Raw genomic sequence first — 24,918 nt, 5'->3', positions numbered from 1 at the left:
GCACATGCCCGGCGGGCTCGGCCATGCCCACGGAGGGCCCTGCGGACGGGCTCAGTCTTCGATCCCTCGTTGCGCCGGCACGCCGGCGTCGAAGTGGTGCTTCACCGCGCGCATCTCGGTCACCGTGTCCGCCAGCGCGATCAGTTCGTCCGGCGCATCACGGCCGGTGAGCACCACGTGCACGTGCGACGGTCGCTCACGCAGCGCGGCCAGCACCGGTTCCAACGGCAGCCAGCCGAAGCGCAGCGGGTAGGTCACCTCGTCGAGCACGACCAGGAAGTGGTCGCCGCCGCGGATCGCGGCCTCGGCCCGGGCCCAGCCGTCGCGGGCCAGCTGCGCCGAACGGGCCAGGTCCTGGCTCTTCCAGCTGAAGCCGTCGCCCAGCCCCTCGATCGGCACGCCCAGCTGCTCGAAGACCCGGTGTTCGCCGAACCGTGCCGACGGCACCTTCATGAACTGGTAGACCTGGACCCGCTTGCCGCGGCCGTGGGCCCGCAGCGCCAGGCCGAAGGCGGCCGTGCTCTTGCCCTTGCCGTGGCCGGTGTGGACGATCACCAGGCCGCGGCGCTCGCCGTCGGCGGGGGCGGGGGGCCTGGGTGGGCGGCTCGATGAGGTCCATGGCGGTGGATTGTGGGGTGGTGCGTGGCCGTCAGCCGGCAGGGTCCAGGGCCGGCAGGGCGACCACCTGCCCGTCGAGCGCGTGCAGCCGCAGCGCGCCGTCGAAGGCCGCCACCAGGGCCGCGTGCAGCGCCGGGTCGTCGGCCCGGCCGTGTGCCAGCAGCCGGCCGTCGCGCAGCACCAGCAGCCGGTCGGCGCGCAGCGCGAGGTTGAGGTCGTGCAGCACGGTGACGACCGAGTGCCGTGCCGCCAGCCGGCGCAGCAGGCCGGCGATGGCCACCTGGTGCACAGGGTCGAGGTGGGTCGTCGGCTCGTCCAGCAGCAGCGTCGGCGCGCCGGTGGCCAGCGCGCGGGCGATCAGCACCCGCTGGCGCTCGCCGCCCGACAGCGCGGCCAGCGGCCGCTGCGCGCTGGCGCTGCAGGCGGTGGCGGCCAGCGCGTCGTCGACTGCGACGGTGTCGTCCGGACCGAGGTCGCCCAGCAGGCCGGTGTGGGGCAGCCGGCCGAGGGCCACCGTCTCGCGCACGCTGAGCTCGCCGCTCGTCTCGCCGGCTTGCGCCAGCCATGCCAGCCGGCGGGCGCGCTCGGCCGCCGGCCACTGCGCCAGCGGCCGGCCGTCCAGCATGACCGTCCCGGCCTGCGGCGGCAGCAGGCCGGCGAGCGCGCGCAGCAGCGTCGACTTGCCGGCGCCGTTGGGGCCGACCAGCGCGGTCCAGCCGGTGGCCAGCGACAGCGACACGCCGTGCAACGCGGTGCGGCCGCCCAGGGCCACGGCGAGGTCCACCGCCGCCAGTGTCATCGCGCGCCCCGGTGCAGCAGCGCCAGCAGGTAGAGCCCGCCGAGCACCGCGGTGAGCACGCCGACCGGCAGTTCCTGCGGCGCGACGAGCCGGCGCGCCGCGATGTCGGCGCCCAGCAGCAGCAGGCCGCCCAGCCCGGCGCTCGCCAACAGGCCGCGTCCGTGGCGGCCCGGCGCCAGCGCGCGGGCCAGGTGAGGCGCCACCAGGCCGACGAAGGCCACCAGCCCGGCCTGCGACACCGCGGCACCCGTGGCCAGCGCCATCAGCAGCACCAGCGCCAGCCGCTGCCGCGCCAGCGTCAGGCCCAGGCTGCGTGCGGTGTCCTCGCCCAGCGTCAGCGCGTCGAGCAGCCGGGCCCGCCGCCAGGCGAGGGGCAGGACCATGAGCAGCGCGCCGGCCAGCCAGCCCACGCCCGACCAGCCGAGCAGGGCGGTGCTGCCGAGCAGGAAGGCCTGGCGGCCACGCAGCGCCTCGCCGGACCAGGTCGTCACCAGGTCGGCCACCGAGCCCAGCAGCACGCCGACCACCACGCCGGCCAGCAGCAGCCGCGTGGCCTGTCGCGCGCCACCGGCCAGCAGCAGCGTCAGGCCCACGCCGCCGGTGGCGCCGACGAAGGCCGCGGCCACCACGCCGAGCTCGGCCAGGCCCTGCGCGGTGGACGGCGCCAGCGCGCTGCCCGCGGCCGCCAGCACCCCCACCACCGCCAGGCTGGCGCCGGCCCCGGCGCCGAGCAGGTAGGGGTCGGCCAGCGGGTTGCGGAACAGGCCCTGGGCCAGCGCGCCGGCCAGGCCGAGCAGCGCCCCGGCGAGCCAGGCGCCCAGCGTGCGCGGCAGGCGAATCTGGCCGACGATGAGCGCCGGTTCGTCGGCCGGCCAGGCCCACCCCTGCGGTCCCGCCGCCAGGCCGGCCAGCACCAGCGCGGCCGTCAGCAGCAGCACGCCGGCCGCCAGCGCGCCGGAGCGGTTCACCGCGCCAGCCCCTGCAGGCAGTCGGCCAGCACCCCGGCGGCCTCGCCCAGGCGCGGTCCCGGGCGCAGCAGCAGCTCGTAGCGTCCCGGCGGGAAGCCGCAGTGGCGGCCGCCGCGCAGCGCGGCCAGGCCCTGCCAGCCCGGCCGCGACGGCATGGCCTGCACGGCGGCGCGCGCGCCCATCACCAGGTCGGGCCGGGCGCGCACGACGAACTCCGGGTTGAGCTGCGGGAAGGGCCCAAGCGCAGGCGGCACCACGTTGACCAGGCCCAGCCGGGCCAGCGTCTCGCCGATGAAGGAGGCCGCGCCGGCGGCATGCGGCGTGCTCGCCACCTCGAAGTACACCGTGCGCCCGCGGAGCCGGGCCGGCACCCGGCGCGCGGCCTCGTCCAGTTGCGACTCCACGGTGGCCCAGGCCGCCTCGGCCGCCGCCGGCGTGCCGAGCAGCGAGGCCAGCCGCGACAGCACCCGCCGCACGTCGGCATGGCTGTCGGCCTCGAACGCCAGCACCGGCAGGCCGAGCGCGCGCAGCCTTGGCCCGGCGGACGACGACCGCGACAGCAGCACCAGGTCGGGCCGCAGCGCGACCACGCCCTCGACCTGCGGGTCCTCCAGGCCACCGAGCCGCGGCAGCCGCTGCACCTCGGCCGGCCAGTCGGCATAGCGGTCGACGCCGACCAGGCGGTCGCAGCCGCCGAGCACGCACAGCGCCTCCGTCAGCGACGGCTGCAGGCTGACGACGCGCCGCGGCGGCGCGGCGAGCGCCACGGTGTGGCCGAGGTCGTCGGTGACCTGCACCGGTGCGGCGACGCCCGCGCCCGGCACGGTGAGGAGCAGGCCGAGCAGGCCCACCACACCGATCCGGACGCCGCGCCACCGCATCGCCGTCAGCCGCTCAGAACCACCAGCGCAGCGACGCCGTGGCGCTGCGGCCGGGCTCGGGGTAGAGCGAGGTCGGCGCCGCGCCGTTGCAGGCGAAGGCCTGCGTGACGTAACGCCGGTCGGTCAGGTTGGCGATGGCCAGCGCGGCCTCCAGCGCGCCCCAGGTCTTGGCGTAGCGCAGGTCCAGCGTGGTGTAGCCGGCCAGGCTGCACTGGTTGGCCAGGTCCGGGTGCGAATGGCCGACGTGGCGCAGCACCGCGTCCACGCGCTGGTCGCCGGTGGGCCGCCAGTCGGCGCGCAGGCTCACCGTGCTGCGGGGCGCCAGCGGCACGTCGCGGCCGGCGTAGGCGCCCTCGACGAAGCGGGCCTGCCGGCGTGCGGCCACCAGGCCGACCTGCCACTGCGCGTTCACGCGGTGGCGGGCCTCCAGTTCCAGGCCCTGCCGCCGCGTCGGGTCGAAATTGGTGTTGGCGCCGAGCCCGCCGAAGGGGTTCGCCACCGCCGGGTCGAAGCCGATCTCGTCACGCAGCGCGCTGCGGTAGGCGCGCAGTTCGAGGCGCGTCGGCACCGTGGTCCAGCGCAGGCCCAGCTCGTGGTCGCGCGAGACCTGCGGCCGCAACGTCACGCCGGGCGCTGTGAAGGTGAACTCGTCGGCGTTGGCGACGCGGAAGCTGCGGCCGGTGCGGCCATAGGCTGCCCAGTCGCCGCCGAGCGATTGCGTCAGCCCCACGTCCCAGGCGGTGAGGCGGGCGTCGAGCGCAGCCACCGTCGCGTCCTTGTCCAGCCGCTCGCGCCGCACGCCGGCGGCGAGCCGGGTGCCGGTGGGCAGCGCCACCTCGTCGCGCAGGTACAGGCCCACGCTGCGCTGCTCGGCGGTGCTGCCGAAGGCACCGAGCACGCTGCGCGTCCAGTCCTGGCGGTCGACGCCGGCGCTGACCTCGTGGCGCAGGCCGCCGAGGTCGAGCGCCCGCCGTGCGCGCAGCGACTGCTGGCGCGCCTGCACGTCGTAGTCGTAGGCCGAGAAGCCGAAGGGGCTGCTGGTGACGCTGCGCAGCGCCTTCTGCCGCCAGGCGAGGTCGGCCGCCACCTGCCAGCCGGCCAGCGTGACCTGGCCGAACAACGATGCCCGCTCGTTGCGGATGTTGGCCCGGTCGGTGGGGTGCGTGGTCTGCCGCGGGTCGGCGGCGTACTCGGCATCGGTCAGCGCACCGGGCAGGCCGGTCTTCAGGTCGTCGGCGGCGAGCCGGCCGCCGAACGACAGGCCCTGGTCCTGCCAGCGCAGCCCCAGTCCCAAGCCCTCGCTGTCGGAGCGGAAGTTGTCGCGGTGGTTGTGCGCTTCGCGCTTCTGCAGGGCGAGGTCGCCCGTCCAGGGACCGCGGCCCACGCTGCCGGAGGCGCGCAGTTCGCGCAGGCCGAAGCGGCCCACCGCGCCGTACAGCGACGAACGCGGCGCGCCGCCGCCCGCGCCGAGCCGCGTGGTGATGACGATGGCGCCGGCGGTCGCGCCCTCGCCGTACAGCACCGCCGCGTTGCCGCGGACGACCTCGATGCGCTCCACCGTGTCGATCGGGATGCCGGCCAGCCGGGTGCCGCCGGTGTCGGCCTCGCTCAGGCGAACGCCGTCGAGCACGATGACCTGGTTGCTGTCGGCGCTGCCGCCGAAGCCGCGCAGGTCCAACGCCAGCTCGCCGCCACCGTAGAAGTCCTGTCGGCCCGGCACGCCGAGCAGCTTGGACACCGCCTCGCCGACGGTCGCCACGCCGGACGTGCGCAGGTCCTCGGCGGTGAGCACCGAGACGCCGAAGGGCAGGTCGGCGCGCGCCTGCGGGAAGCGCGTGGCCTGGACGAGCACGTCCTGGCTGTCTTGGCCGTGGTGGGTCTGCGCCAGGGCGGCGCTGCTGCACAGCGCGGCCGCGGCCAGCGACCGCCGCCAGTGGCGCCGCGAGGGAACGACGAGGGACGGCCTGCGCAGCGCAGGCACATGGGCCGGGCGGTGCCGGCCGAAGGTGGTACGGGTCATGGTGTGGATGGGAACGGACGCCGTGGCCACCTGCCTCCCCGCAAGGGCCACCGTGCAGCACCGTCGCCCCACGGGCGTCGGCACCTCCTGTTGGCCGGTATCCGGGCTGGGCGGATGCAACCCGTGTGACCTTCCCAGATCCTTTCGGACCCAGTGGCTTCGACACGAGCGGGTGACCTTCGCCCGAGGGCTTGGGAGCACCGTCCGCCGACCGTTGCGGGGGCAGCTCAGGTGGGGCGCGGTCGGTTGCGGCCGCCGTGCCGTCCTGATTCCCGTTGAACTGCACCTTGTGAGGGGCGCGAGCACCAACGGCGCGGATTCTAGGGCGCCCCCTGCACGGCCGGCCTCGGCGCGGGGGCCGGGCGTTGACCGACACTTCGGCCATGAACCGCATCGCCCTCATCCACGCGCTCGCGCATTCGGTGGCGCCGGTCAACCAGGCCTTCGAGCGGCTGTGGCCGGAGGCCCGGCGCATGAACCTGCTCGACGACTCGCTGTCGGCCGATGTCGCGGTCACCGGCCTGGACCAGGCCATGCACCAGCGCTTCGACCGGCTGTCGCAGTACGCGCTGGACTGCGGTGCCGACGGCATCCTCTTCACCTGCTCGGCCTTCGGGCCGTGCATCCAGGCGGTGGCCCGCCAGCACCCGGGCGTGCCGGTGCTGCGGCCCAACGAGGCGATGGTCGACGAGGCGGTGGCCGCCGGCGGGCCGCTGGGCCTGGTGGCCAGCTTCGGGCCGACGCTGCGGTCGATGCCGGCCGAGTTCCCGCCCGGCTTTGCGCTGGAGCTGGTGCTGGCCGAAGGCGCGCTCGACGCGCTGAACGCCGGCGACGGCGCGCGCCACGACGCGCTGGTCGCGCAGGCGGCGGTGGAGGCCTCGCGCCGCGGCTGCCGCGAGGTGGCGCTGGTGCAGTTCAGCCTGGCCCGCGCCGCCCGCGCCTGCGAGGCCGCCACCGGCCTGCGCGTGCGCACGACGGTGGACAGCGCCGTCCACGCGCTAAGGGGGCGTCTCGGCGCCCGCGTCGGCTGAGTCGCCCGTCGCCGCGCGCCGGCGCGCGGCCTCCTCCTGCCGGCGCAGGCTGTTGTGCAGGGCGGTGGCGGTGGTGGCGCCCTGCGCGCAGGCGACGCTGATCTGGTCCAGCCCGCTGACCACGTCGCCGGCGGCGTAGAGGCCTTGGACGTTGGTGCGGCCGTGCACGTCCGTCACCAGGTTGCCCAGGCCGTCGACGCGCGCACCGAGCATCACGCCGAGCTGCACGTGCGGCTGCACGCCGAGCGCGCCGTAGGCGATGTCGAAGCGCTCGCGGGCACCGTCCACCCGCTCGACGGCCAGCCCGCCGTCGGCGTCGTGCAGCGCGACCACGCCGCCGGCGAGCACGGCGATGCCGGCGGCGTCGAGATCGGGCTGCAGCGGCGCCGGCGCGCGGGTCTCGTCGCCCACCGGCACGTAGGTCAGGTCGGCGCTGAAGCTGCGCATGAAGAGGGCCTCGCGCACGCCATGCGCGCCGCGGCCCAGCACCGCGATGCGCTGTCCCCGGTACTCGTGGCCGTCGCACACCGGGCACTGGCGCAGCTTGCCGCGCTGCCACAGGTCCTCGGCGCCGGGCAGCGGCGGCAGCAGGTCGCGCACGCCGGTGGCCAGGATCACGCGGCGGGCGCGCACGCGGTCGGGCGCCGATCGGCGCACGCCGGCGGCGCTGTCCTCCTGCGGGTCCGGCTCGGCGTCGATGCCGGCGTCGGGCTTGCCGATCTCGGCCTCGAACCAGGCGCCGTCGACGTCCGCAGGGCTCACCCGAGCGCCGGGCCGCCCCAAGCCGGGGGCACCGTCCACGCGGCGCAGCCGCAGCACGCGGCCGGCGTGCACCTCGCCGCCCATGTCGTGCAGCTGACGGCGCAGCCGCTCCAGCAGCTCGCCGCCGGCGATGCCGCCCGGAAAGCCCGGCACGTTGTGCGAGCGCGGGATGCCGAGCACCCGGCTCGACCCCGCGTCGACCACCAGCGGCCGCCGCTCGAAGCGCTGCAGGTAGTAGCCCGCCGTCAGGCCGCCGGGGCCGGCGCCGACGACCAGGGCGTCGAACACGGGCGCGGGGGTGTCGGGCGTCATGGGCATGGGCGTGCAGGGCAAGCCCCGCACCCGACGCCCTGCCGGCGGCGCCTAGACTGCCGCCTCCGCAACGCCCCAGGAGACACCCGCCCATGCCCGCCCACGACCGCATCGCCCTCGTCACCGGTGCCGGCAGCGGCATCGGCCGCGCCGCCGCCCACGCCCTGCTCGACGACGGCTGGCGGGTCGTGCTCGCCGGCCGCCGTGCCGACGCGCTGCAGGCCAGCGTTGACGGTGGCCCGTCGCGGCATGGCGAGGCCGCCGCCCGCACGCTGGTCCACCCCTGCGACGTCACCGACCCGGACGCGGTGCGCGCGCTGTTCGACGCCGCGGTGGCCCGCTTCGGGCGCCTCGACCTGCTGTTCAACAACGCCGGCGCGGGCGCGCCGCCGCTGCCGCTGGACCAGCTGACCGCGCAGCAGTGGCGCGCCGTGGTCGACCTCAACCTGAACGGCATGTTCTGGTGCCTGCAGCAGGCCTTCCGGGTGATGAAGGCGCAGTCGCCGCAGGGCGGCCGCATCATCAACAACGGCTCCATCTCGGCCCATGCGCCGCGGCCCAACAGCGCGCCCTACACCGCCACCAAGCACGCGGTGACCGGCCTGACCAAGGCCGCCTCGCTCGACGGCCGCGCCTTCGACATCGCGGTCGGCCAGATCGACATCGGCAACGCCGCCACGGAGATGGCCGCGCCCATGCGCGCCGGCACCGCGCAGGCCGACGGCTCGATCAAGGTCGAGGCGACGATGGACGTGCAGCACGTCGCCGACGCCATCGTGCACATGGCCGCGCTGCCGCTTCAGGCGAACGTGCAGTTCATGACGATCATGGCCACGACGATGCCGTTCGTCGGCCGGGGTTGAGCGATCAGGCGGGCGGCAGGTCCGGGGAGGGCAGCGGCGCGGCCGGTGCCGCCCCCACCACGCCGATCGCCCGCAGCCGCCGCAGCGCCTCGAACAGCACGTCGCTCTTGACGGCCGCCGCCTGCCGCGGCGAGGCGACGAAGCCGGTGGCGGCGAAGACCAGCTTGTCGACCTCCACGCCCTCCAGCCGCACCGACGGCGCCGGCGTGCCGAGCACCGACTCGTGGCCGGTCAGCGTGGCCATCAGTTCGTCGCGCACGCGGTCGGCCGGCACGTCCAGCGGCAGGGGCAGCTTTAGCTGCACCAGGCCGATCGGGTCGGCGTGGGTGATGTTGCGGACCGTCTTGGTGATGAACTCGGAGTTGGGCACGATCACCGTGGAGCGGTCGCCCATCTGGATCTCGGTGGCGCGCACGTTGATGCGGCGGATGTCGCCCTCCACGCCGGTGCCCAGCGACACCCAGTCGCCCACCTTGACCGGGCGCTCGGCCAGCAGGATGAGGCCGGACACGAAGTTCGACACCACCGCCTGCAGGCCGAAGCCGATGCCCACCGACAGCGCGCTGGCCACCCAGGCGATGCGTTCCAGGCCGAGGCCGATGGCCGACAGCGCCAGCGCCACCGCGAACACCACGCCCACGGTGCCGAGCAGCGAGGTGGCCGACGCCCGCATGCCGGCGTCGAGCCGGGTGGTGGGCAGGAAGCGCTGCTCCAGCCAGCGCTGCAGCAGGCGCACGCCCAGCAGCCCGAGCACCAGCACCAGCACCGCCTGCAGCACGGTGGCCGGCGCCAGCCGGATCTCGCCGACCAGCAGGCCCTCGCGCAGCGCGCTGGTGCGCGCCAGCAGCTCGGACGGCCCCTGGCCGAACGGCGCCGCGATCAGCACCAGCGCGAACAGCACCAGCGCCAGCCGCAGCACGCCGGACAGCAGCACCGCCAGCTGGTCGCGCAGCAGCGGCGGCGCGCCGGCCTCGCCATCCTGCGGGGCCGGTGCAGCGACCCAGGCCATGCAGGCGTCGTCGACCAGCACGCACAGCAGGTAGGTGGTGGCCAGCACCAGGGCGATCCACACCACCTGTCGCACGATGAAGGTGCCCATCGCGACGTAGCCGCTGAGCAGGCAGAGCAGGCTGAAGGCCACCAGCAGCGAGCCGGCGATCAGCAGCGCCGAGGCCCACAGCGGCCGCGCCCCGCCGTCCGCCTGGCCCGGTTCGGCGCCCGCCTGCCGCGCCAGCCGGTGCGAGCGCCGCATCGCCTGCACGATGAGCAGCGTGACGGCCAGCGCGAACAGGCCGTTGAAGGCCACGAGCGTGGCCAGCGAGGCGTTGACCGAGGTGGCCAGCCGGTCGGCCAGCCAGCCCAGCACCAGCACCAGCGCCAGCCGTGCGGGCAGGCGGCGCAGGCCGAAGGCCACCGCGTCGGGCACGCGCGGCAGCCGCCAGCTCGGGCGCCGCGCGGCCAGCAGCGCGCGGCCCAGGCCCGACAGGTAGGCGCCGAAGACCACCGCGCCCACCGCCGTGATCAGCAGCGACTGCAGCGCCGGCGTCGGCGTGCCCTCCGACAGCAGCACGGCGCGCAGGCCGTGCGCCGCCACCAGCGGCACCAGCAAGGCCAGCAGCGTCGAGCCGGTGGCCAGCGCCGAGCGGCGCAGCCGCCCGGCCGGTGCGCGGTCGGTGACCCAGCGCATCAGCACCGCGCCCAGCCAGCGGCGCAGCACCACCGCCGCCGCCACCGCCAGCAGCCAGCCGCCCCAGGCCGCGGCCGGTGCCGCCCGCGCCAGGGCGGCCAGTTCCGCGCCGAGGGCGACCACCCGTGGCCGGTCCCGGGCCAGGCCCTGGCCCAGCTCGCGCCAGAAGGGCGGCGCCAGCACCGAGCCCGTGCGGCCGAACAGCTCCGCCTCGAAGTGCGTGCGGCGCTGCTCGGACAGGGTCTCCAGCGCCTGCTCGGCCTCCACCCCCAGCAGCCCGGCCAGCTTGAGCTGGGCGCCCAGCGCCGCCCGGCTGTCCTCCAGCGACTTGCGCTCGCGGGCGATGTCGGCCGGCTCGGCGCCCTCCTTCGGCGGCGGGCCCAGTTCGCCCAGCCGGGCCTCGACCCGTTCCAGCGCAGGCGCCAGCTCCTCGGCCAGTTCGGCGGCCTCGGGTTGCAGCGCCAGCACCTCGTCGCGCAGGGCCTGCAGCTGGGCGGTGGTGGCGTCGGCGGCCAGCCGCTTCTGCACCGCCTGCAGGCGGTCGCGCGCGGCGTCGAGCCGGTCCTCGGGGTCCGCCGGCGCGGCGGCCGCGGCCGCCGCGGCCTGGGCCGTCGCCGGTGCCGGATTCAGCAGGAGGGTGGCGCAGGCCAGCGCGAGCGCGACCCACCAGCGGCCGGCGCCCGCCTGGCCATGGTGCACACTGCGCGCCGGCAGCCAGCACAACAGCCGACGGGAGACGGCGCGGCGGCCGGCATCTGTGTTCTTCGATGTCATCGACGTCCTCTTCGGGTCCCATCCCTGTTGCAGCGAGCTGGCCGCACCGGCTCGTGGACCTGCTGCTCTCGCGCGATGCCAAGCGCCGCATCCGGGTGGCGAACACCCTGGTGGGGGGTGGCGATGATGCCGGTCAGCGTGGCGGCCATGGGGTTCGCCGTCCGCATGGGCCTCATGGCCCGGCCCCAGGTGGTGGCGTTCGCGGGGTTCGGCCTGGTCACCACCGCCCTGCAGTACCTGGTGGTGCGCAGCGGCGCGTCCGACCGCTGGGCCGATCCCTCGTTGACCATGGTCCAGATGGTCAACGCGCTCATCTGCTGTGCCTGGGGCTATGCCATCGCGGGACCGTTGCGGGGGGGCCGCCTTCCCGGTGGGCATGGCCGTGCTGGCCTTCGCCATGTTCTCGCTGCCGCCCCGGCAGGTGGCGGCGGTCGGCGGCATCGCCGTGTTGTTCTACGGGACGGTCATGGCGGCGATGGCCTGGTGGCAGCCGCAGCGCTATCCGCCCATGGTCGAGGCCGGTCACTTCGTCATCTTCCTGGCGGCGGTGTCGCTGATGGGGCTGCTGGCGGTGCGGGTGGGCGCGTTGCGCCGGCGGCTGCAGCGCCAGCGCGCCGAGCTCGCGCTCGCGCTGGAGCGCATCCAGTTCCTCGCCAACCGGGACGAGCTGACCGGCCTGGTCAACCGCCGGCAGGCGTCCGAGCTGCTGCAGGTCGAGCAGCGCCGAGCCGACCGCCACGGCAGCCCCTTCTGCATTGCCCTGATCGACCTCGACCACTTCAAGCAGGTCAACGACCGGCACGGCCATGCGGCCGGCGACGAGGCGCTGCGCCGCTTCGCCGTCGAGGGCGCGAAGCGGGTGCGCGCCACCGACACGCTGGCCCGCTGGGGCGGCGAGGAGTTCCTGCTGCTGCTCGCCGAGTCCGGCCTGCCGCTGGCGCGCGAGGGCGCCGAGCGCCTGCGGCAGGCGTTGGCCGGCATGACGATCGAGCACGGCGACGTGCGCATGTGCCTCACGCTGTCGGCCGGCGTGGTGCAGTACCGGCCCGGCGAGACGCGGGTGCAGCTGCTGGAGCGGGCCGACGCGGCGCTGTACCGGGCCAAGGCCGAGGGCCGCGACCGGGTGGTGGTGGGGGATTGATCGCGCCACCGCCCGCCTTCACCCGGCCGCGGCGAACAGGCCCTGGTGCTGCTCGCGCAGCAGGTTCTTCTGCACCTTGCCCATGGCGTTGCGCGGCAGCTCGGGCGCGACGGACACCCGCTTCGGGCACTTGTAGGCGGCCAGCCGGCCCTTCAGCGCGGCGATGAGCGCCGCCTCGTCGAGCACCGCGCCGGGCCGCGGCACCACCACCGCCACCACCCCCTCGCCGAAGTCCGGGTGCGGCACGCCGACCACCGCCGATTCGGCCACCCCGGGCTGGGCGTCGAGTTCGGACTCCACCTCCGCCGGGTAGACGTTGTAGCCGCCGCTGATGATCAGGTCCTTGCTGCGGCCGACGATCTGCAGCACGCCGTCGGCGTCCAGCCGGCCGACGTCGCCGGTCCTGAACCAGCCGTCGGCGCCGAAGCTCTCGGCGGTCTTGTCCGGCAGCCGCCAGTAACCGCGAAAGACGCCCGGCCCGCGCACCTCGACCCCTCCCGGCTCGCCGGTGGGGCAGGGCCGGCCCTGGCCGTCGACCACCCGCAGCTGCACCCCCGGCAGCGGCCGGCCGACGGTGCCGGCGCGGCGGCCGGCCACGCCGCCGTCGCGCGCGTGGTAGGGGTTGGAGGTCAGCATCACCGTCTCGCTCATGCCGTAGCGCTCGACGATGGTGTGGCCGGTGCGCGCCCGCCAGGCCTCGAAGGTGGCGGGCGGCAGCGGTGCCGAGCCGCTGACGAACAGGCGCATGCCGGCGCAGGCCTGGGCGTTCAGCGCCGGCTCGGCCAGCAGGCGGGTGTAGAGCGTGGGCACGCCCATGAAGACCGAGGCCTCGGCGAAGCGCCGGATCACCGCGCGCGGCTCGAACTTCTGGAACCACAGCAGGCGCGCGCCGGCCAGCAGCGCGCCATGGCAGGCGACGAACAGGCCGTGGATGTGGAACAGCGGCAGGGCGTGGATCAGCACGTCGCCGCCGTGTTCGTCCGCGTCGCGCCAGCCCCAGAAGTCCTTCAGCACCCGCGCGTTGCTCAGCATGTTGCCGTGGCTCAACATGGCGCCCTTGCTGCGCCCGGTGGTGCCGCTGGTGTAGAGGATGCAGGCCAGGTCGCCGGCGTCGCGCGCGACGGGCGCCTGCGTGTGCGGGGAAGTGCGCCGCCCGTTCCAGCAGCAGGCCGCTGCGGTCGTCGTTCAGCGTGTAGACATGGCGCACGCCGAGGCCGAAGGCCAGCCGCGACAGCGGCTGGAAGCGCGCGTCGTCGCAGACGAACACCGCCGGCTCGGCGTCGCGCAGGAAGTGCTCCAGCTCGGCGGCGGTGTAGCCGGTGTTCAGCGGCAGGTAGGCGAAGCCGGCGCGCAGCACCGCCAGGTAGAGCATCAGCGCCTCGACGCTCTTGTCCACCTGGGCGGCGACGACGGGCGGCGCGCCGTCGGCCGACCGCGGCAGGTCCAGCGACTGCAGCAGGTTGGCGACCATGGCGCTGCCGCGTTCCAGGTCGCCCCAGGTGTAGCGGGCGGGGGCGAGCGGGCCGTCGCAGGTCTCGACGGCCACGCGGTGCAGGTCGGCGGGAAAGCCCCGCCGCAGAGCGGTGTACAGGTTCATGGTGAACGGGCGTCCGGCGGTCGATGGCGGCCGGGGCGCGCAGTGTGCCTGGGCGTCATCCCTCTGGCGGGCCGGCGCCGTGCACGGATAGAGTGCCCCACCATGCCGTCCCCCGCCGTCCCCGCCCACGAGCCCCCTGCCCGCCCTGCCGGCCGATGCCGACGGCGTGCTGCAGCTGGCCGCACAGTCGATGTTCGACGTCTTCGCCCGCACCGCGCAGGGCATGCTGGTGGTCGACCGGGCGCACCGGGTGGTGTGGATCAGCGAGGGCTACAAGCGCTTCCTGCCCGCGCTGGGCTTCGCCAGCGAGGGCGACTTCGTCGGCCGGCGGGTGGAGGACGTGGTGCCCAACACGCTGATCCCCGAGGTCATCGAGACCGGCCAGCCGATGGTGGTGGACCTGCTGACCAACCAGGCCGGCACCTTCGTCGTCAGCCGGCTGCCGCTGCGCGACGCGCAGGGCCGGGTCATCGGGGCGCTGGGCCTGGTGCTGCTCGACGAATCGCCCGGCACGGCGGGCCGCGAGCGCTCGACCCTGCAGCCGCTGGCGAGCAAGTTCTCGCGCCTGCAGGCCGAGCTGCACGACGCGCGGCGGCAGCTGGCCGCGCACCGGCGGCCGAAGTACACCATCGCCAGCTTCGTCGGCGACAGCCCGGCCGCGCTGGAGGTCAAGCGCCAGGCGCGCCGGGTGGCGCAGGGCCACAGCACGGTGCTGCTGCTGGGCGCCACCGGCACCGGCAAGGAGGTGCTGGCGCAGGGCATCCACGCCGCCAGCCCGCGCGCCGGCCGGCCGTTCGTCGCGGTCAACATCGCGGCGGTGCCGGAGTCGCTGCTGGAGGCCGAGTTCTTCGGCGTCGCGCCCGGCGCCTACACCGGCGCCGACCGCAAGGGGCGCGAGGGCAAGTTCGCCACGGCCGACGGCGGCACGCTGCTGCTCGACGAAATCGGCGACATGCCGATGGCGCTGCAGGCCAAGCTGCTGCGGGTGCTGCAGGAGCAGGAGTTCGAGCCGCTGGGCAGCAACCAGGTGCGGCGCGCCGACGTGCGCATCGTCGCCGCCACCAGCTGCGACCTGCCGGCCATGGTGGCGGCCGGCCGCTTCCGCGCCGACCTGTACTACCGGCTCAACGTGCTGCCGATCCGGCTGCCGCGGCTGGCCGACCGCCTGGCCGACCTGCCGGCGCTGGCCGAGGTGCTGCTCGACGACATCGCCCGCCGCAGCGGGTTGCCGCACAAGGGCCTGCACCCGGACGCGCTGGCGCTGCTGGCCCGTCACGACTGGCCGGGCAACATCCGCGAGCTGCGCAACGTGCTGGAGCAGGCGGTGCTGATGGGCGACGAGCCGGTGCTGACCGCCGAGCGGCTGGCCCAGGCGCTGCCATTGGCCGGCGAGGCGCCCGCCGCCGCGCCGGCCGCGCGGCCACCGGTGGCCGACGCCGACGGTGCCGCGTCGCCGCCAGCCGCCATCACGCCGCTGCCGCAGGCGGTGGCCGACCTCGAGGCGCGGGCCATCCGCCAGGCGCTGGCCGCCACCGGCGGCAACAAGCAGGCGGCCGCCAGGCTGCTGGGCATCGCCCGCGCGACGCTGTACGAGAAGCTGGCCCTGCACCCGCCCGAGGCCTGACGCCGCACGCCGGCGGGCGCTACACCGCGCGGAACACCAGCAGCGAACGGCCGGTGACGAGGAAGGGGTGGCCGCCGTCGAAGGCGTCCTGTCCCGCGGCGGACGGGTCGGCGGTGTCCAGCTCGCGCTGCCAGCGTTCGCCCTGCGGCGGCACCGGCAGGGTGAAGGACACCGGCTCGTGCCAGCCGTTGATCACCAGCAGCACCGACGCGTCCTCGCCGGGCCGCACCACGCCGGTGGGTTGCGCGCGGCCGTCGAGCAGCAGGCCGAAGCAGCGCAGCTGCGGGTCCTCCCAGTGCGCCGGCGTCATCTCGGTGGCGTCGGGCGTCAGCCAGGTCGCGTCCTTGACCTGCAACGCCTCGTTCCAGGCGCCGGTGAGGAAGCGGCTGCGGCGCAGGATGGGCTGCGCGTCGCGCAGCGCCAGCAGCCGGCGGGTGAAGTCGAGCAGCGCCCGGCCGCGCTCGTCGATCTGCGCCCACTGCAGCCAGGACAGGTCGTTGTCCTGGCAGTAGGCGTTGTTGTTGCCCTGCTGGCTGCGGCCGAACTCGTCGCCGGCCACCAGCATCGGCGTGCCCTGCGACAGCAGCAGCGTGGCCAGCAGGTTGCGCTGCTGGCGCGACCGCAGTTCCAGCACCTCCGGATCGTCGGTCGGGCCTTCGACGCCGCAGTTCCAGGAGCGGTTGTCGCTGTGGCCGTCCTGGTTGTTCTCGCCGTTGGCCTCGTTGTGCTTGTCGTTGTAGCTGACGAGGTCGGCCAGGGTGAAGCCGTCGTGCGCGGTGATGAAGTTGACGCTGGCCCAGGGCCGCCGGCCGCGCCGGTTGAAGGTGTCGCCGCTGCCGGTCAGGCACTGCGCCAGCCGAGCGGCCATGCCCTCGTCGCCCTTCCAGAACGCGCGCACGGTGTCGCGGAAGCGGTCGTTCCATTCCGCCCACCCGGGCGGGAAGTTGCCCACCTGGTAGCCGCCGGGGCCGCAGTCCCACGGCTCGGCGACGAGCTTGACCGACGACAGCACCGGGTCCTGGCGGCAGCTCACCAGGAAGCCGCCGCTCTCGTCGTAGCCGTGCGGCTCGCGCGCCAGGATGGTCGCCAGGTCGAAGCGGAAGCCGTCGACGTGCATCTCGCTGGCCCAGTAGCGCAGGCTGTCGGTCACCATCTGCAGCACCCGCGGGTGGCTCAGGTTCAGCGTGTTGCCGGTGCCGGTGTCGTTGATGTAGTAGCGCGGCTGGTCGGGCAGCAGCCGGTAGTAGCTGGCGTTGTCGATGCCCTTGAACGACAGCGTCGGCCCCAGCTCGTTGCCCTCCGGCGTGTGGTTGTAGACCACGTCGAGGATGACCTCCAGGCCGGCTTCGTGGAAGCGGTCGACCATGGTCTTGAACTCGTCGATGTCCGGCCGGTGGAAGTAGCGGGGGTCGGCGGCGAAGAAGCCGATGGTGTCGTAGCCCCAGTAGTTGGACAGCCCCTTGTCGAGCAGGAAGGACTGGTCGAGGAAGGTGTGCACCGGCAGCAGCTCCACGCTGGTGACGCCGAGCGAGCGCAGGTGCTCGATCACCGCCGGCTGGCCGAGCCCGGCGAAGGTGCCGCGCAGCTCGGCCGGCACGCCGGGGTGGCGCTGGGTGACCCCCCGCACATGCGCCTCGTAGAACACGGTGCGGTCCCAGGGCACGCGCGTCGCCGCCCGCTCGGTCCACCGGAAGCGCGAGTCGACGACCACGCACTTGGGGACGAAGGGCGCGCTGTCGCGCTCGTCGAAGCTCAGGTCCGCGTCCGGGTGGCCCACGGTGTAGCCGAACAGCTCGTCGCGCCACTGCAGGCGCCCGACATGCGCCTTGGCGTAGGGGTCGAGCAGCAGCTTGTTCGGGTTGAAGCGGTGGCCCTTCTCGGGCTCATACGGACCGTGCACCCGGTAGCCGTAGCGCGTGCCGGGGCCCAGCCCCGGCACGAAGCCGTGCCACACCTCGTCGGTGAACTCGGGCAGGGTGTGGCGGGCCACCTCGTGCTGACCGCTCTCGTCGTAGAGGCAGACCTCGACGCGGGTGGCATGGGCCGAGAACAGCGCGAAGTTGACGCCGCCGTCGAGGTGGGTGGCGCCCCGCGGGTGGGGAAAGCCTTCAAGGATGGGGCTGGACGCGGAGGGCATGGGCAGGCGGTGCGGGAGGATCGGAAGGGGGGGTCGAGGGGTGCAGCGCGTCGTGCACGGCCGGCCCACCATAGGCACCGCCGGGCGCCGCCGCCAGCAGCGTTGCGTCCTTCCGCTTGTGGGGCCTTCCTCACGCGGCCCGAGCGCCGCCGGCGGCGCCGGCGCGTCGGGGTGGCGCCGCCGCGGCCGTTCACCGCTTGGCCTTGCCCCACGCGGCGCCCTGCATGGCCTGGCCGCCGGGTCGCTGCGCTGAGCGTCCCGGTCTGTCCGGCCGCCGGACAGATGACCGGACACCGAACGCGTTGTCCGTCCGTCCAGCCGACGCAGCGGCGACGCAGCGCCGCAGCCGTGCAGCGTCGCGCCCGGCAGGGTCAGGGTATGCCCTGGTTCGGTGCGAATTGGCCTGCCTCTTGCGCTGGACCCTGCACACACAAGCGCAAGGAGACCGCCGATGCCCCGACACACCGCCCCCCGACGGACCGCCCTGGCCGCGCTGGCGACCCTCGGCGCGGCCGGCCTGGCCGCGCTGGCCATGGCGCCGCAGCCGGCGCTGGCCCAGGCCAAGGGCGAGGTCCGCATTGCCCACGTCTACAGCAAGACCGGCCCGCTGGAGGCCTACGCCAAGCAGACCCAGGTCGGCCTGATGATGGGCCTGGAGTACGCCACCGGCGGCACGATGATGGTGGCCGGCAAGAAGCTGGTGGTCATCGAGAAGGACGACCAGGGCAAGCCCGACGTCGGCAAGACGCTGCTGGCCGCGGCGTATGCCGACGACAAGGCCGACCTCGCCGTCGGGCCCACCGCCTCGCCGGTGGCGCTGGCCATGCTGCCGGTGGCCGAGGAGTACAAGAAGGTGCTGCTGGTCGAGCCCGCGGTGGCCGACTCCATCACCGGCGACCGCTGGAACAAGTACATCTTCCGCACCGGCCGCAACAGCAGCCAGGACGCCATCAGCAACGCGGTGGCGCTGGACAAGGCGGGCAACACCATCGTCACGCTGGCGCAGGACAACGCCTTCGGACGCGACGGCGTCAAGGCCTTCAAGGAGGCCATCAAGAGCGCCAAGCTGGTCCATGAGGAGTACCTGCCGCCGGCGACCACCGACTACACCGCGGGCCTGCAGCGCATCGTCGACCGGCTCAAGGACCAGCCGGGCCGCAAGTTCGTCTGGGTGGTGTGGGCCGGCGCGTCCAGCCCGTTCAGCAAGTTCGCCGAGCTGGAGCTGCAGAAGCGCTACGGCATCGAGCTGGCCACCGGCGGCAACATCCTGCCGGCCATGGTGGCCTACAAGCAGTTCCCCGGCATGGAGGGGGCGCTGTACTACTACTTCGGCATCCCGAAGAACCCGGTCAACGAATGGCTGGTGGCCAACCACTACCGCCAGTTCAAGGCACCGCCGGACTTCTTCACCGCGGGCGGCATGAGCGCCGGCATCGCCATCGTCGAGGCGCTGAAGAAGACCAACGGCGACACCGGCACCAACAAGCTCATCGCCGCGATGGAGGGCATGAGCTTCGAGTCGCCCAAGGGCCGCATGACCTTCCGCAAGGAGGACCACCAGGCGATGCAGTCGATGTACCACTTCAAGATCAAGGCGGACCCGGCCTTCGCCTGGGGCGTGCCCGAGCTCATCCGGGAGATCAAGCCCGAAGAGATGACGATTCCGATCCGCAACGGCCGGTAGGCCGCTGCGGACCGGATCGCCATCGGCGGTTCGTTGAACTCCCCCGGCCCCCTCCAAGAGGGGGCTCCAGTCAGAACGTTGAGGGTGTCGTGCTGAAGACCGAGGGTTTGACGATCCGGTTCGGCGGGCATGTGGCGGTCGATGGCGTCACGTGTTCGTTCGAAGCGGGCACGCTGACGGCCATCGTGGGCCCCAACGGCGCGGGCAAGACCACCTACTTCAACCTCATCTCGGGGCAGTTGAAGGCCAGCGCGGGTCGCGTGCTGCTGGACGGCGAGGACATCACCCACCTGCCGGCGCCGCTGCGCACCCGCAGGGGGCTGGGCCGGGCCTTCCAGCTGACGCAGCTGTTTCCCAACCTCAGCGTGCTGGAGAACGTGCGGCTGGCGGTGCAGGCGCGGCAGCAGGGCCGGGGCGAGGGCGGCGGCGTCGGCGGGCTGGACCTGCTGCGGGTGTGGCTGGACCGCAGCGCCTGGATCGACGAGGCGAACGCGCTGCTCGGGCAGGTGCGGCTGGCCGACAAGGCCGAGGCCACCGCGGCCAGCCTGCCGCACGGCGACCAGCGCAAGCTGGAGGTGGCGCTGCTGATGGCGCTGGACCCCAAGGTCTACCTCTTCGACGAGCCCACCGCCGGCATGAGCGTGGACGAGGTGCCGGTCATCCTCGACCTCGTCCGCATGCTCAAGTCGCGGCGCGACCGCACGCTGCTGCTGGTCGAGCACAAGATGGACGTCGTGCGCGAGCTGGCCGACCGCATCGTGGTGCTGCACAACGGGCAGAAGGTGGCCGACGGCGACCCGGCGGAGGTCATCGCCTCGCCCGTGGTCCAGCAGGCGTACCTGGGCACGGCACCGGCGGAGGCTACGAATGGCTGACGCCCTGCTCACGCTGAGCGGCGTGCACACCCACATCGGCGCGTACCACATCCTGCATGGCGTGGACCTGCAGGTGCGCGAGGGCGAGGTGACCATGCTGCTCGGCCGCAACGGCGCCGGCAAGACCACCACGCTGCGGACCATCATGGGCCTGTGGCCGACCGGCCGCGGCCGCATCGCCTTCGACGGTCGCCCCATCGGCGGTCCGGGCGGCCAGATGGCCACGCCCGACATCGCGCAGTTCGGCATCGCCTACGTGCCGGAGAACATGGGCATCTTCGGCGACCTCACGGTCAAGGAGAACCTGCTGCTGGCCGCCCGCGGCGCGCGCACCGCCGACGACCTGGACACCCGGCGGCTGGAGTGGATCTTCGGCCTCTTCCCGGCGCTGAAGAAGTTCTGGCTCTACCCGGCCGGCAAGCTGTCCGGCGGGCAGAAGCAGATGCTGGCCGTGGCCCGCGCCATCGTCGAGCCGCGCCGCCTGCTGCTGATCGACGAGCCGAGCAAGGGGCTGGCGCCGTCGATCATCCAGAACCTCATCGCCGCCTTCAACGAACTCAAGCGGCAGCGCACCACGCTGCTGCTGGTGGAGCAGAACTTCATGATGGCGAAAGCCCTGGGCGACCGCGTCGCGGTGATGGACGACGGCCGCGTGGTGCACGCCGGCGACATGGCCGAGCTGGCCGCCGACGAGGGCCTGCAGCAGCGGCTGCTGGGGCTGTCGCTGGCGGCGCACCAGTGAGCGACGCGATGAGCAGCACCGCCACGACCCTGCCTGGCACCAGCGCACCCGCCGCCGTGCCGAAGGCCAGCTTCGATTGGAAGCCGCTGGCGCTGCTGGTCGCGCTGGCCGCCATCGCCCTGCCGCTGATCGGCAGCCCCTCGACCTGGCTCACGCTCACCGTCGCCGGCCTGGCGATGGGCTTCATCGTCTTCATCATCGCCTCCGGCTTGACGCTGGTCTTCGGCCTGATGGACGTGCTGAACTTCGGCCACGGCGTGTTCATCGCGCTCGGCGCTTTCGTCGCCACCAGCGTGCTCGGCGGCATGGCCGACTGGGCGGGCTCGGGCGTGGTGTGGCAGAACCTGGCCGCCGTGTTCGCCGCGATGCTGGTGGCGATGGCCGCGGCCGGTGCGCTGGGCCTGGCCTTCGAGCGGCTGATCGTCCGGCCGGTCTACGGCCAGCACCTGAAGCAGATCCTCATCACCATGGGCGGCATGATCGTCGGCGAGGAGCTGATCAAGGTGGTGTGGGGGCCGCAGCAGGTGGCGCTGCCGCTGCCCGAGGCGCTGCGCGGCGCGGTGATCTTCGGCGACGCCGCGGTGGAGCGCTACCGCCTGCTCGCGGTGGCCATCGGTCTGGTCGTCTTCATCGCGCTGCTGTGGGCGCTGAACCGCACCAAGGTCGGCCTGCTCATCCGCGCCGGCGTGCAGGACCGGGAGATGGTCGAGAGCCTGGGCTACCGCATCCGGCGCCTCTTCGTCGGCGTCTTCGCCGCCGGCTCCGCGCTGGCCGGCCTGGGCGGCGTGATGTGGGGCCTGTACCAGCAGAGCGTGACGCCGCAGATCGGCGCCCAGGTCAACGTGCTGATCTTCATCGTCATCATCATCGGCGGGCTGGGGTCCACGCTGGGCTGCTTCGTCGGCGCGCTGGCGGTGGGCCTGATGGCCAACTACACCGGTTTCCTCGCGCCCAAGGTGGCGCTGTTCTCCAACATCGGGCTGATGGTCGCGGTGCTGCTGTGGCGGCCGCAGGGCCTGTACCCGGTGACGAACCGGTGAGGCGGTCGATGCTGAATCGGATGCTGTCGCACGACCTGCCGAAGAGCCGCTGGCTCTCGCTGGCCCTGGTGCTCGTCTTCCTCGGCCTGCTGGCCGCGCCCTTCCTCTTCCCCGGCAGCAAGGCGCTCAACGTCGCGGCCAAGATCCTCGTCTTCGTCCTGCTGGTGGCCAGCTACGACCTGCTGCTGGGCTACACCGGCATCGTCAGCTTCGCGCACACGATGTTCTTCGGCATCGGTGCCTACGGCGTGGCCATCGCCAGCAGCAAGCTGGGCGCGGGCTGGGGCGCGGTGGCGATCGGGCTCGCGCTGGCGCTGGCCGTCTCGCTGGTGGTGTCGCTGGTGATCGGGCTGTTCTCGCTGCGCGTCAAGGCCATCTTCTTCGCCATGATCACGCTGGCGGTGGCGGCGGCGTTCCAGACGCTGGCCTCGCAGCTGTCGGACTTCACCGGCGGCGAGGACGGCCTGACCTTCCGCAACCCGGCCTGGCTGTCGCCGTCGTTCGAGCCGTTCGAGGAACCCTTCCTCGGCGTGACGGTGGACGGCAGGCTGCTCACCTACTACCTGATCTTCGTCGCCGTGGTGGTGCTGTTCGGCCTGCTGCTGCGCATCGTCAACTCGCCCTTCGGCCGCGTGCTGCAGGCCATCCGCGAGAACGACTTCCGGGCCGAGGCGATCGGCTTCCGCACCGTGGTCTACCGCACCTGGAGCAACGTGCTGTCGGCGCTGTTCGCGACCGTGGCCGGCGCGCTGCTGGCGCTGTGGCTGCGCTACACCGGGCCGGACACCACGCTCAGCTTCGAGATCATGCTGGACATCCTGCTCATCGTCGTCATCGGCGGCATGGGCACGCTGTACGGCGCGGTGATCGGCAGCGTGCTCTTCGTCGTCGCGCAGAACTACCTGCAGGACCTGATGAAGCTGGCGTCCACCGCCATCGACGGCGTGCCCGTCGCCGCCCAGCTCATCTCGCCCGACCGCTGGCTGCTGTGGCTGGGCGTGCTTTTCGTGCTGTCGGTCTACCACTTCCCGACCGGCATCGTCGGCCGGCTGCGCCAGCGTCGCGGCCCGCGCCTGCCCCGTCCCGCTTCGCCTTCATCGCCACAACAGACAGGGAGACAACGATGATGCCGAAACCTTCCACCCTTCACGCCAGCGCGGCCCGGCTGACGCCGCTGGCCGCGGGCACGTGCCTGCTGGTCGCCTGCGGCGGCGGCGACCCTCCGGTCAACCGCCTGCCGCAGGGCGTGACGGTGGTGTCCACCACCACCTATGCGGCCACCACGCCGGGCAACGGCACCAGCGCCGCTACGCAGGACCTGTTGACGGCCGGACTCGGCCGCATCGGACTGGCGGCCGCCGCCGTGCCGGTCTACGCCGATCCGTTGAACCCGACCGCGCTGGAGCTGCGCCGCAACGCCATCTACAGCAACTACCGCGGGTTGGTGGACTTCACCGCCAACGGCGGCTTCGGCCGGCTCTACGGCCCCAACGTGGCCATCGACGGCACCGTCACCGCGGGCGAGGGGCTGGTGCCGGGCCGCGAGTCGCTGGCGGTGCTGGACGACGGCAGCGGGCGCAAGCAGACCGTCATGGCGGTGCAGGTGCCCGACAGTTTCAACACCGCCCGGCCCTGCATCGTGCTCGGGCCGTCGTCCGGCTCGCGTGGCGTCTACGGTGCCATCGGCACCTCCGCCGAGTGGGGCCTGAAGCAGGGTTGCGCGGTGGCATTGACCGACGCCGGCAAGGGCATCGGGCTGTACGACCCCGGCGACGACTCGGTGAACCGGGTCGACGGCCCGCGAGCCGCGCGCTCGGCCGCCGGCGCGCTGGCCCATTTCGTCGCCGGCCTCACCGATGCCGCGCGCACGGCGTTCAACGCCGCCCTGCCGAACCGGCTGGGGGTGAAGCAGGCGCAGTCGCAGCAGAACCCGGAGAAGGACTGGGGCAGCGACACGCTGGTCGCCGCCCGCTATGCGCTGTACGTGCTCAACGAGCGCTACGGCGATGCCCAGAACCCGGTGCCGTTCACCGCCGCCAATACGCTGGTCATCGCCGGCTCGGTGTCCAACGGCGGGGCGGCGGTGATTCGCGCCGCCGAACTGGACGGCGACGGCCTGATCGACGGCGTGGTCGCCGGTGAGCCGGTCACCGAGATGCCCACCGCCAGCGGCTACGCCATCCAGTTCGCGGGCGCGCCGGTCACCGGGCAGGGCAAGACGCTGGCCGACTTCGTCACGCTGGGCAACCTGTACCAACCCTGCGCCGCGCTGGCCCCGGCCGCCGCGATGGCCGAGGTGTCGGTGTTCAACCTGATCCGCGGCAACGCCACGCTGACGGCCATCGCCACCAATCGCTGCGCCGGCCTGGCCGCCAAGGGACTGGTGAGCGGCGCCACCACCGACCAGCGCGCTGCGGATGCGCTGGCCAAGCTGCGCGCCTTCGGCTGGACCGCCGAGCACGACCTCATGCACAGTGCGCACTACGGCCTGGGCAACGGTCCCATCCTGTCGGCGATGTACCCGTGGGCCTACGGTCGCTTCCCTTTGGACGAGAACCTGTGCAACACCAGCTTCGCCGCGGTGGACGCGACGGGCTCGCCGGTGGCGATGACGGCGGCGGGGAAGGCGCAGAGCTTCGCGCTGCAGAACGGCACGGCCAACGGCGGTGCGGGCAACAACCTGCCGGCGGTGGTCTACAACAACTCGGTGGGCGGGGCCAAGCTGTGGTCGTTCGCGGTGTCGCCGTCCACCGGCGTGCTCGACTTCGGCCTCGACGCCGCGCTGTGCCAGCGCGCCCTGGTGACCGGCGTGGACGAGACCGGCGCGGCGCTGACGGCCACCGCCACCAGCACCCGGCCCACTGCGGCGCAGAGTGCGGCCGTGCGGGCCGGCATCGCGGAGGTGCTGGTCAACGGCAACCTGCGCGGCAAGCCCACGCTGATCGTCGCCGGCCGCAGCGATGCGCTGATCCCCGTCAACAACAACGCCCGCGCCTACACCGCCTTCAACCAGGTGACCGAGGGCAGCGCGAGCCGGCTGCGCTACATCGAGGTGACCAACGCGCAGCACTTCGACGGCTTCCTGCCGTTCAGCGGCTTCGACAACCGCTTCGTGCCGCTGCACGTCTACTTCAATCAGGCGATGGACGCCATGTGGGCCCACCTGCGCAGCGGCACCGCGCTTCCGTTCAGCCAGGTGGTGCGCACCACCCCGCGTGGCGGCACACCCGGCGCGGCGCCGGCGTTGACGACGGCCCATGTGCCGGCGATCGCCGCCACCCCGGCGCTGGGCAGCGCCATCGGCTTCATCGCCACCGCCGGGTCGTCTCTCGCCATCACGGTCCCCGACTGAGCGAAGGCGTG

Annotated in this window: 18 protein-coding genes, 1 pseudogene and 1 riboswitch; of the genes and pseudogenes, 10 read left to right on the top strand and 9 right to left on the bottom strand. The window is 73.7% G+C overall.

Translation table 11 applies throughout. The features are described 5' to 3' along the window. Positions 1-51: 51 nt before the first annotated feature. The 5 genes from cobO to LRS07_RS00195 all read right to left on the bottom strand — a co-directional run bounded on the left by cobO (position 52) and on the right by LRS07_RS00195 (position 5,286). Complete coding sequence (cobO, locus tag LRS07_RS00215; protein WP_260501991.1) at positions 52-558, bottom strand: cob(I)yrinic acid a,c-diamide adenosyltransferase; 507 nt, start codon at positions 556-558, stop codon at positions 52-54. Between the two features lie 91 nt (positions 559-649). Continuing rightward, positions 650-1,417 carry an ABC transporter ATP-binding protein gene (locus tag LRS07_RS00210; RefSeq protein ID WP_260500045.1) on the bottom strand — a complete coding sequence of 256 codons (768 nt, stop codon included), beginning with the start codon at positions 1,415-1,417 and terminating at the stop codon, positions 650-652. Then, a complete protein-coding gene (locus LRS07_RS00205) occupies positions 1,414-2,385 on the bottom strand; it encodes a FecCD family ABC transporter permease (protein WP_260500044.1) in 972 nt (323 codons plus the stop codon). Before LRS07_RS00205 ends, LRS07_RS00210 begins: the two co-directional genes overlap by 4 nt. After that, positions 2,382-3,266: an ABC transporter substrate-binding protein gene (locus LRS07_RS00200; RefSeq protein ID WP_409450582.1), complete on the bottom strand. Its 885-nt coding sequence runs from the start codon at positions 3,264-3,266 to the stop codon at positions 2,382-2,384. Before LRS07_RS00200 ends, LRS07_RS00205 begins: the two co-directional genes overlap by 4 nt. A gap of 13 nt (positions 3,267-3,279) precedes the next feature. Next, a complete protein-coding gene (locus tag LRS07_RS00195; protein WP_260500042.1) occupies positions 3,280-5,286 on the bottom strand; it encodes a TonB-dependent receptor in 2,007 nt (668 codons plus the stop codon). Positions 5,287-5,361: 75 nt separating this feature from the next. Then, positions 5,362-5,611: riboswitch (cobalamin riboswitch) on the bottom strand. A gap of 58 nt (positions 5,612-5,669) precedes the next feature. Between LRS07_RS00195 and LRS07_RS00190 the strand changes: the two genes are divergently transcribed. Then, a complete protein-coding gene (locus tag LRS07_RS00190; RefSeq protein ID WP_260500041.1) occupies positions 5,670-6,317 on the top strand; it encodes an arylsulfatase in 648 nt (215 codons plus the stop codon). On the opposite strand, the gene LRS07_RS00185 is transcribed toward LRS07_RS00190, so the two are convergent. Further along, positions 6,285-7,391 carry an NAD(P)/FAD-dependent oxidoreductase gene (locus LRS07_RS00185; RefSeq protein ID WP_260500040.1) on the bottom strand — a complete coding sequence of 369 codons (1,107 nt, stop codon included), beginning with the start codon at positions 7,389-7,391 and terminating at the stop codon, positions 6,285-6,287. The genes LRS07_RS00190 and LRS07_RS00185 overlap by 33 nt on opposite strands. Positions 7,392-7,483: 92 nt before the next feature. On the opposite strand from LRS07_RS00185, the gene LRS07_RS00180 reads away from it, so the two are divergent. Further along, positions 7,484-8,254, top strand: a complete 771-nt coding sequence (locus LRS07_RS00180; RefSeq protein WP_260500039.1) for an SDR family oxidoreductase — start codon at positions 7,484-7,486, stop codon at positions 8,252-8,254. A 4-nt stretch (positions 8,255-8,258) separates the two neighbouring features. Here LRS07_RS00180 and LRS07_RS00175 read toward each other — a convergent pair whose 3' ends face one another. After that, complete coding sequence (locus tag LRS07_RS00175; RefSeq protein WP_260500038.1) at positions 8,259-10,715, bottom strand: DUF3772 domain-containing protein; 2,457 nt, start codon at positions 10,713-10,715, stop codon at positions 8,259-8,261. Between the two features lie 376 nt (positions 10,716-11,091). Here LRS07_RS00175 and LRS07_RS00170 point away from each other — a divergent pair, with 376 nt between their 5' ends. Beyond that, positions 11,092-11,856, top strand: a complete 765-nt coding sequence (locus LRS07_RS00170) for a GGDEF domain-containing protein (protein ID WP_260500037.1) — start codon at positions 11,092-11,094, stop codon at positions 11,854-11,856. A gap of 18 nt (positions 11,857-11,874) precedes the next feature. On the opposite strand, the pseudogene LRS07_RS00165 reads toward LRS07_RS00170, so the two are convergent. After that, positions 11,875-13,453: pseudogene (locus LRS07_RS00165) on the bottom strand (malonate--CoA ligase). Positions 13,454-13,643: 190 nt separating this feature from the next. Here LRS07_RS00165 and LRS07_RS00160 point away from each other — a divergent pair. Next, positions 13,644-15,077, top strand: a complete 1,434-nt coding sequence (locus LRS07_RS00160) for a sigma-54 interaction domain-containing protein (RefSeq protein ID WP_260502206.1) — start codon at positions 13,644-13,646, stop codon at positions 15,075-15,077. 19 nt (positions 15,078-15,096) lie between these two features. On the opposite strand, the gene glgX is transcribed toward LRS07_RS00160, so the two are convergent. Beyond that, a complete protein-coding gene (gene glgX, locus LRS07_RS00155; protein WP_409450581.1) occupies positions 15,097-17,214 on the bottom strand; it encodes a glycogen debranching protein GlgX in 2,118 nt (705 codons plus the stop codon). Between the two features lie 451 nt (positions 17,215-17,665). On the opposite strand from glgX, the gene LRS07_RS00150 reads away from it, so the two are divergent. The 6 genes from LRS07_RS00150 (at position 17,666) to LRS07_RS00125 (ending at position 24,907) form a co-directional block, all read left to right on the top strand. Continuing rightward, positions 17,666-18,898: a substrate-binding domain-containing protein gene (locus LRS07_RS00150; protein WP_409450580.1), complete on the top strand. Its 1,233-nt coding sequence runs from the start codon at positions 17,666-17,668 to the stop codon at positions 18,896-18,898. Positions 18,899-18,987: 89 nt separating this feature from the next. Further along, positions 18,988-19,773 carry an ABC transporter ATP-binding protein gene (locus LRS07_RS00145; protein ID WP_260500036.1) on the top strand — a complete coding sequence of 262 codons (786 nt, stop codon included), beginning with the start codon at positions 18,988-18,990 and terminating at the stop codon, positions 19,771-19,773. Next, positions 19,766-20,515 carry an ABC transporter ATP-binding protein gene (locus LRS07_RS00140; RefSeq protein ID WP_260500035.1) on the top strand — a complete coding sequence of 250 codons (750 nt, stop codon included), beginning with the start codon at positions 19,766-19,768 and terminating at the stop codon, positions 20,513-20,515. The genes LRS07_RS00145 and LRS07_RS00140 overlap by 8 nt, the downstream gene beginning before the upstream one ends. 8 nt (positions 20,516-20,523) lie before the next feature. Further along, the gene (locus tag LRS07_RS00135) at positions 20,524-21,555 is read left to right on the top strand and encodes a branched-chain amino acid ABC transporter permease (protein WP_260500034.1); all 1,032 of its coding nucleotides are present in this window, start codon (positions 20,524-20,526) and stop codon (positions 21,553-21,555) included. 8 nt (positions 21,556-21,563) lie between these two features. Then, a complete protein-coding gene (locus LRS07_RS00130; protein WP_260500033.1) occupies positions 21,564-22,682 on the top strand; it encodes a branched-chain amino acid ABC transporter permease in 1,119 nt (372 codons plus the stop codon). Beyond that, positions 22,679-24,907, top strand: a complete 2,229-nt coding sequence (locus LRS07_RS00125) for a 3-hydroxybutyrate oligomer hydrolase family protein (protein ID WP_260500032.1) — start codon at positions 22,679-22,681, stop codon at positions 24,905-24,907. The genes LRS07_RS00130 and LRS07_RS00125 overlap by 4 nt, the downstream gene beginning before the upstream one ends. Positions 24,908-24,918: the final 11 nt, after the last annotated feature.

Source organism: Aquabacterium sp. J223 (assembly GCF_024666615.1).
Taxonomy (GTDB): domain Bacteria; phylum Pseudomonadota; class Gammaproteobacteria; order Burkholderiales; family Burkholderiaceae_C; genus J223.
Note: the sequence above shows the minus strand (reverse complement) of the source record. Positions and strands in the feature narration are given on the sequence as shown.

Coding starts and splice junctions, on each gene's coding strand:
- LRS07_RS00185 (WP_260500040.1), bottom strand. CDS start 7,391: ATGACGCCCGACACCCCCGCGCCCGTGTTCGACGCCCTGGTCGTCGGC.
- LRS07_RS00200 (WP_409450582.1), bottom strand. CDS start 3,266: ATGCGGTGGCGCGGCGTCCGGATCGGTGTGGTGGGCCTGCTCGGCCTG.
- LRS07_RS00125 (WP_260500032.1), top strand. CDS start 22,679: ATGATGCCGAAACCTTCCACCCTTCACGCCAGCGCGGCCCGGCTGACG.
- LRS07_RS00170 (WP_260500037.1), top strand. CDS start 11,092: ATGGCCGTGCTGGCCTTCGCCATGTTCTCGCTGCCGCCCCGGCAGGTG.
- LRS07_RS00140 (WP_260500035.1), top strand. CDS start 19,766: ATGGCTGACGCCCTGCTCACGCTGAGCGGCGTGCACACCCACATCGGC.
- LRS07_RS00190 (WP_260500041.1), top strand. CDS start 5,670: ATGAACCGCATCGCCCTCATCCACGCGCTCGCGCATTCGGTGGCGCCG.
- LRS07_RS00150 (WP_409450580.1), top strand. CDS start 17,666: ATGCCCCGACACACCGCCCCCCGACGGACCGCCCTGGCCGCGCTGGCG.
- LRS07_RS00195 (WP_260500042.1), bottom strand. CDS start 5,286: ATGACCCGTACCACCTTCGGCCGGCACCGCCCGGCCCATGTGCCTGCG.
- LRS07_RS00180 (WP_260500039.1), top strand. CDS start 7,484: ATGCCCGCCCACGACCGCATCGCCCTCGTCACCGGTGCCGGCAGCGGC.
- LRS07_RS00135 (WP_260500034.1), top strand. CDS start 20,524: ATGAGCAGCACCGCCACGACCCTGCCTGGCACCAGCGCACCCGCCGCC.
- LRS07_RS00160 (WP_260502206.1), top strand. CDS start 13,644: ATGTTCGACGTCTTCGCCCGCACCGCGCAGGGCATGCTGGTGGTCGAC.
- LRS07_RS00210 (WP_260500045.1), bottom strand. CDS start 1,417: ATGACACTGGCGGCGGTGGACCTCGCCGTGGCCCTGGGCGGCCGCACC.
- LRS07_RS00130 (WP_260500033.1), top strand. CDS start 21,564: ATGCTGAATCGGATGCTGTCGCACGACCTGCCGAAGAGCCGCTGGCTC.
- glgX (WP_409450581.1), bottom strand. CDS start 17,214: ATGCCCTCCGCGTCCAGCCCCATCCTTGAAGGCTTTCCCCACCCGCGG.
- LRS07_RS00175 (WP_260500038.1), bottom strand. CDS start 10,715: ATGACATCGAAGAACACAGATGCCGGCCGCCGCGCCGTCTCCCGTCGG.